This window comes from Elstera litoralis (assembly GCF_000963705.1).
Taxonomy (GTDB): domain Bacteria; phylum Pseudomonadota; class Alphaproteobacteria; order Elsterales; family Elsteraceae; genus Elstera; species Elstera litoralis.
The window spans coordinates 1-6,595 of record NZ_LAJY01000260.1; the positions used below are offsets into that span (position 1 = coordinate 1).

Below are 6,595 nucleotides of genomic sequence, written 5' to 3' on the forward strand. Positions count from 1 at the left end.
ATAAATCGCATCCAGGATGGTCTTCTTATTGACGGCCAGGTTCAGCGCTTGGCGCACGCGCTTATCGCCGAACGGGGCTTTTTCGGTATTGAAGGAGATGTAACCGACGTTCAGGCCCGCCTGTTGCAGAACCTTCAGGTTGGCATCCTTCTTCAGCGCTTCGACATCCGCCGGGTTCGGATAGGCGGCGACATGGCATTCGCCCGCCTTCAGCTTATTCACGCGCTGGGCGCTATCCGGCGTAATCGCGAAAATGAGATCGTCGATCGCCTGCTTGCCCTCGAAATAGTCGGGATGGGCTTTGAAGCGGATCGTCGAATCTTTAACGTAATCGACGTAGGTGAACGGACCCGTGCCGACCGGCTTCAGGTCGATATCGTCCATCTTGCCCTGCTTTTGCAGCTGGTCGGCATATTCTTTCGAATAAACCGACATAAACGCCATCGCAAGGTTGGTGATGAAGGGCGAAAGCGGATCTTTGATCGTCAGACGGACGGTCAAATCATCAAGCTTTTCCACTTTTTCGAGCTCAGCCGACATGCCGAGATCGTCGAAATACTGGTACTTGCCGCCGCCGACCGGATTATAGGGATGATCCTTCTTCCACTGCCGTTCGATCGAAAACAGCACGTCATCGGCCGTCAGCGTCCGGGTCGGCTTGAAGAAGGATGTGGTCTGGAACTTTACGCCCTTGCGCAGCGTGAAGGTATAAACCTTACCATCCGCCGACACTTCGTATTTTTCAGCCAGCGAATTGATGATGTTGGTCGAACCGCGTTCGAAGTCGATCAGACGGTTATAAACCGTCGCCGCCGCCGCCGTGCTGGTCGTGCCGGACGTTGAGCGCGCCGGGCTGAAATTCTCCGGGCTGCCTTCCGAGCAGAAAATCAAAGTTTTGGCTTGCACCGTGCCAGCCAAAAAGCGCCGCCGCCATCGAAACCGATGCAAGCGTTAATGTGCGATAGGTCACCCTGTATACTCCCGCTAAAACGAGACTGAAGCCCGCCCCGGTCATCTTCGAACCGTGAGCATCCTCATTTGATAGTCTATTTTGTAACCAAATGTCATGCCGAAATGAGCTTGAGCGCCCGCTAAGAATGCGGGGATTCATGAAAAATTTAGCCATTATATAGATAAATTATTTCCGATACATGTCTGGACCTTTTCAATTTCGCTCTTTATCGTTATTTCACTGAGTGAACGCCCTCCCGCCCTAGGAACGCCGATGCCGTCTTCGCCCTCTCCCCTTTTGGCCGAAATCACCCGTGGCGGGATTGTCGAAAGCGCCCATCGCGGCTGTGCGGTGGTGGTCGATGCCGGGGGCACGATTCTGGCGGAATGGGGCGATAGCACGCGCCTCACCTATCCGCGCTCGTCCAATAAAATTCTGCAAGCCCTGCCGTTGGTCGAAAGCGGCGCGGCGGATCGCTTCGCCCTGAGCAAGGCCGAACTGGCGCTGGCCTGCGCCTCCCATCGCGGCGAGGCCGGGCACGTCGAAACCGTGCGCGCGTGGCTGGGCCGAATGGGGCTGTCCGACGCCGATCTCGAATGCGGCAGCCATTGGCCCTTCGATGAAACGGCCATGATCGCGCTGGCGCGCAGTGGGGCCATGCCGACCGCCGCCCATAATAATTGCTCCGGCAAGCACACGGGCTTTCTCGCCACCGCCCTGCACCTGGGCGAGCCGTTGCCGGGCTATGTCGGCTACGATCACCCGGTGCAGCGCCGCATTACCGAAACCCTCTCGGACATGCTGGAGGTCGATCTTTTTTGCCGCCCCGTGGGGCGCGGACGGCTGCGGGATTCCGACGATGGCCGCCCCGTTGAAATCTTTGGCTCTTGCGATGGCCAAATGCGCCGACCCATCGCGCCTGCCCACCCGCCGGGCCGAAGCGGTGCGCCGTCTGGTCGATGCGATGGCGACGGAAGGTTTCTATGTCGATGGCACCCTCGGCTTTGCCACGCGGCTGATGGCGGTCGCGGGGGCGCAGATCGTCTGCAAGATCGGCGCGGAGGGCGTGTTCACCGCGATTGTACGCGAGAAAGGCTGGGGCATCGCCTGAAAATCGAGGACGGCACCCCGCGCGCGGCGGAAATTGCCTTGGGCGGTATTCTACGGCATCTCGGCCTGCTCACGGAAGATCAGCAGCGGGCGCTCGCCGCCATCCTGACCGTCCCAGTGACAACCCGCGCCGGGCTGCATGTGGGCGATCTGCGCGCCGCCGATCTGGGGACACCGGGCGCGTTTTAGCGCCGGTACAGAATCATTCCGGCGTGATGCAGCACCCCGCCGATAAAATCGCCGTCGGCGGTAAACCCCGTATCGTCCCAATAGTCGATATGGGTGCCTTTCACCGCATAGCGGCCTTCATAGGCGTTTTCCCGCGTGCCGCGCGCTTCGCGGTAGCGACCGTTAGGCAGCAGTTCGTGACGAATGTAGCCGTCTGCCGTAACCCAAAGGCCGATGTAGGGATGCGGGTCCGTCATTGCGGCCTCCTGGGCGATATAGGTCTCGGTAAACACCAGCGAGGGGAGCGGGCTTTGCGCCGCGCTTCCCATCGAGGCAAGAAAGAGGATGGGCGAGAGGAGCCGCCCCAAGCGGGCAAAGCGTCTCGCTCCCCAGGAATTGAGGCGGCGCATGAGAAAATGCTCCTAATTTTAAGAATTAATAGGGGCTGGCGGTGGGGCGAACGATGATTTCGCTCACGTCCACCCCGCTGGGCTGATCCACCGCAAAGGCAATCGCCTCGGCAATGGCGCGGGCCGGTAGGGCGATTTTGCGGAAATCTTCCATCATCGCCTTCGCCCCCGGATCGGTGATCGTGTCCGCAAGGTCGGATTCGGTGACGCCCGGCGAGATTACCGTTACGCGGATTTTGTCATTCTCCTGGCGCAAGCCTTCGGAAATCGCCAGCACGGCATATTTCGTCGCGCAATAGACCGCCGCCGTCGGATACACCGCGTGTCCGCCGATGGACGAAATATTGATGACCTGCCCGCCGCCCTGCTGCTGCATGATCGGCAGAACGGCAGCGATTCCGTGCAGGACGCCGCGAATATTCACGTCGATCATGCGGTTCCACTCGTCGAGCTTCAGGGCGGCCAGCGGCGACAGCGGCATCAGCCCGGCGTTATTCACCAGCACGTCGAGCCGCCCGAAACGCGTGACCGCCGCATGGATGAATTGATCGACGCTGTCTTGATCGGTCACATCGACCGGCTGCACCAGCACTGTGCCGCCCGCCGCGCGGATTGTCGCCGCCAGCGCGTCCAGGCGATCCGTGCGCCGCGCGCCGATGACTACCTGGCGCCGCGCGCCGCCAGAAGTTCCGCCGTGGCCGCGCCAATCCCGCTGCTGGCGCCGGTGATCGCAATGATTTTTGCTTGGGTCATTCTGCTTCTTCTCCGGTTTTTTCCGCAGGCCGTATGCCCTGGGGACGAGAAGAAACTTAGCGATTGGGTCGACGAAGGCGGTAGACCAGGGCTCGCGCGTTCTTGCCTAATTCTCCAAACCTTACGCCCCCGCCATGAGCGCGGGCGTATCGCGCAGCCGGGCGGTATCGCGTTTTGGCGGCGCGCCGAACAGGCGGCGGTATTCGCGGCTGAACTGGGAGGGGCTTTCGTAGCCGACGCTGAAAGCCGCCTCCGCCGCATCCATCGCTTCGGCCAGAATCAGGCGGCGCGCCTCCTGCAAGCGAATATGCTTTTGGAACTGCAACGGGCTCATTTGCGTCACGAGGCGGAAATGATGGTGCAGGGCCGAGGGGCTCATCCGCGCCTCCTGGGCCAGATGCTCCACCCGCAGGCTTTCGCGGAAATTCTCCTTAATCCAACCGATCGCGCGGCTGACGCGCTGGTGCTGGCTGTCGGGCCGGGCAATCCGCATGAGCCGCGCGCCCTGATCGCCGGTCAGCGCCCGATAGAGAATTTCCCGCTCCACCAACGGGGCTAAAATTGCCTGATCCTCCGGCGTGTCGAGCAGTCGGGCGAGGCGCAAAAAGGCCTCTAGCAGCGGTGGCGTAACCGAACTGAGGAAAAGCCCGGCGGTCTCCTTCGGCTCGGTCGCGGGTGCGCGCTCGCCCAAGGCAAGAATCACCTCGTTCAGCAGATGGGCATCAAGGTCGTAACGCAGACAGAGGTATGGTTCCGCCGCCGTCGCGCGGATAACCTGCCCCGAGATGGGCAGATCGACCGAGACGACCAGATAGCTCGACGAATCGTACTGAAACATTTCCGTGCCGAGCATCACCTGCTTCGCCCCCTGGACGATCAAGCAGAGGGCCGGTTGATGCAGCGCCTGGATCGGCTCGGTCGGCGCATTCGCCCGGATGAGCCCGAAGCGCGGTACGGCGGTTGTCACAATACCATCGCCAGGGGCATGGCGCGTCGCCAAAGCCGCCAACTCAGCCAGAAGTCCGAACGTCGACATTGTGAAACTCCCCCACTTCGACCCGTAATTTAGGACCTCCCCCCGCGTGATGGCGAGCCCCCTCGCCCCGCTTTTAGAGTCTTCGGCAATTCTTGTGGAGAATCAGGCAATAAGCCCTCTTTTCGCGAGCGCTGCTTTCGGCCAAGGTGAGCGCGAGACGCGCCGCGCCGCCTATGCTATGGGTGCGGCTCTGGACGATTGACGGCGTGGGAGCGGCAACGAATGCACTTTCGGAAATCCCTGAGCGGAGCCTTACGCTGGCGCACGGCGCTGGCGCTCGTGCTGCTCGGCCCGGCCCTATGCCGCCTGCGCGCAAACGGCCCCCGCCCCCATGCCGCTGGCGAGCGAACCCGCCATCGTGCAGGTGCAATCGCCGTTGGGGGCCTATCTCGCCAGCACCAGCGCCGCCACGGCGGGCGATTACGCCGCCGCCGCCGATCTCTCCATGCAAGCGCTGGCCGATGATCCCAATAACCTCGACCTGATGCGCCGCGCCTTTGTGTTCAGCACCGGCGAGGGGCGCATGGAACAGGCCGTGCAACTCGCCCGCCGCCTCACCGCGCGCGACCCCAGCTTCCCGCTGGCACAAATCGTCCTCGCCTTCGAAGATGTCGGCAGCGGCCATAAGGAAGACGCCGAAAAGCGCATCGCCGCGCTGCCGCGTTCCGGCGTCAATAATCTGCTGCTGCCCGTCGTCGGGGCCTGGATCGCTGCCTCTCAAAGCAAATGGGACGCCGCCGAGCAATCCTTGCGCCCGCTCGCCGATATATCGCCGCTGGCTGGGCTCTATGATTATCACAATGCCCTCATCGCCGCGCGCCGGGGCGATAAGGCCGCGCTGGAAACCGCCATCGACTCGCTGCTAAAGGCCGATGAAACGCCGCCGCTGCGCATTGTCGAGCTCGCTGGGGCCTTCTATGAAAACACTCAGCGCCCGGAAAAAGCCAAAGCGCTCTACGATGTCTATCAGGCGCGCAACCCGGATACGCTCTATCTAACCAATGCCTACCGCCGCTTGGTCGATAAAACCCCGCCGCCGCGCTTGGCCTTAACCGATAAGGAAGGGCTGGCGGAAGCGCTGTTCGATGTGGCGACCCTCATTCAGCGCGAGCGCCAGGGCAATGAAACGGCACTGATCTACACGCGCCTCGTGCTCTCGCTGCGCCCGGATTTCCCCGCCGCGCAAATGCTGCTGGCGGAGATTCTGGAAACCCAGAACCGCGAAGCCGCCGCGATCAAAACCTATCAGAGCATCGGGCCGGACTCGCCCTTCCGCTGGGTCGCCCGCCTGCGCGTGGCCGGAAACCGCGACGCCCTGGGCGATACCGACGGCGCGCTCGCTGACCTCAAACAAATGGCGCTCGAACGCCCCGAGCGCGACGATGCCTTGGGCTATGCGGGCGATCTGCTGCGCCAGCACAGCCGCTTTGCCGAAGCCGTCGTTCTTTACGATAGCGCCTTCGGGCGCATCCCGAAAATCGAACGCCGCCACGCCTCGCTTCTTTTCAACCGCGCGATTGCCTTGGAACGCTCGGGCCAAGTCGACCGCGCCATCGAGGACCTGCAACGGGCGCTCAGCCTGGAACCCGATCAACCCTATATTCTCAACTACCTCGGCTATACCTGGGTCGATCAGGGCAAGAACCTGGAGCAGGGCCGCAAGATGCTGGAAAAGGCGGTCGAGCTGCGCCCGCGCGACGGGGCCATCGTCGATAGTCTCGGCTGGGCCTTCTATCGCCTGGGCGATCTGCCGCGCGCCGTGCGCTGGCTGGAGCGCGCCGTCGAACTGAAGCCGGGCGATCCCACCGTCAACGATCATTTGGGCGATGCCTATTGGCGCACGGGCCGCAAGCGCGAGGCGGGTTTCCAGTGGGAACGCTCGCTGAAGCTGAACCCCGAGCCGAAAGACCGCGCGCAAACCGAACGCAAACTCAAAGAGGGTCTGCCGACGCCGTGACGATGGTTATGCCGGATACTCTCACCGATCTCGCGCCCGCTAAGATCAACCTCACTCTGCGGGTCTTGGGCCAGCGCGCCGATGGTTATCATCGGCTGGACTCGCTGGTGGGCTTTGCCGAAATCGGCGACCGGCTGAGCGTGGCGGCAAGCGAGAGCCTATCGCTCACCATCACCGGCCCCTTCGCAAGCGCTACGGGCAACACCCCC

General features: G+C 62.4%; 5 protein-coding genes and 3 pseudogenes. 4 read left to right on the forward strand and 4 right to left on the reverse strand.

The features are described 5' to 3' along the window. Positions 1–918 (reverse strand): ABC transporter substrate-binding protein (locus VZ95_RS10810; RefSeq protein ID WP_232302609.1); only part of this gene is annotated, 918 nt, incomplete at its 3' end. A 307-nt stretch (positions 919–1,225) separates the two neighbouring features. Between VZ95_RS10810 and VZ95_RS29295 the strand changes: the two are divergent. Both VZ95_RS29295 and VZ95_RS29300 read left to right on the forward strand, forming a co-directional pair. Then, positions 1,226–1,750, forward strand: a pseudogene (locus tag VZ95_RS29295) (asparaginase); the annotation flags it as partial. A 61-nt stretch (positions 1,751–1,811) separates the two neighbouring features. After that, positions 1,812–2,251 (forward strand): annotated as a pseudogene (locus VZ95_RS29300) (asparaginase). Here the strand turns inward: VZ95_RS29300 and VZ95_RS10820 are convergent. From VZ95_RS10820 to VZ95_RS10830, 3 genes are all read right to left on the reverse strand, one after another. Continuing rightward, complete coding sequence (locus VZ95_RS10820) at positions 2,248–2,640, reverse strand: Atu4866 domain-containing protein (RefSeq protein ID WP_232302610.1); 393 nt, start codon at positions 2,638–2,640, stop codon at positions 2,248–2,250. The pseudogene VZ95_RS29300 and the gene VZ95_RS10820 sit on opposite strands and share 4 nt — an antisense overlap. Before the next feature lie 25 nt (positions 2,641–2,665). Further along, entirely contained in the window at positions 2,666–3,298 is a 633-nt protein-coding gene (locus VZ95_RS10825; protein ID WP_332308073.1) for an SDR family oxidoreductase, read from the reverse strand. Between the two features lie 216 nt (positions 3,299–3,514). Next, positions 3,515–4,429, reverse strand: coding sequence for an AraC family transcriptional regulator (locus VZ95_RS10830; RefSeq protein WP_045775851.1), 915 nt, complete (start codon positions 4,427–4,429; stop codon positions 3,515–3,517). Positions 4,430–4,760: 331 nt separating this feature from the next. Here VZ95_RS10830 and VZ95_RS10835 point away from each other — a divergent pair, with 331 nt between their 5' ends. Together VZ95_RS10835 and VZ95_RS10840 are read left to right on the forward strand one after the other, a co-directional pair. Continuing rightward, entirely contained in the window at positions 4,761–6,386 is a 1,626-nt protein-coding gene (locus VZ95_RS10835) for a tetratricopeptide repeat protein (protein WP_052711678.1), read from the forward strand. 8 nt (positions 6,387–6,394) lie between these two features. Then, positions 6,395–6,595: pseudogene (locus VZ95_RS10840) on the forward strand (4-(cytidine 5'-diphospho)-2-C-methyl-D-erythritol kinase); the annotation flags it as partial.

What these genes read in the sequence shown, in the direction of transcription:
- VZ95_RS10820 (WP_232302610.1), bottom strand. Translation starts at nt 2,640, where the DNA reads ATGCGCCGCCTCAATTCCTGGGGAGCGAGACGCTTTGCCCGCTTGGGG.
- VZ95_RS10830 (WP_045775851.1), bottom strand. Translation starts at nt 4,429, where the DNA reads ATGTCGACGTTCGGACTTCTGGCTGAGTTGGCGGCTTTGGCGACGCGC.
- VZ95_RS10835 (WP_052711678.1), top strand. Translation starts at nt 4,761, where the DNA reads ATGCCGCTGGCGAGCGAACCCGCCATCGTGCAGGTGCAATCGCCGTTG.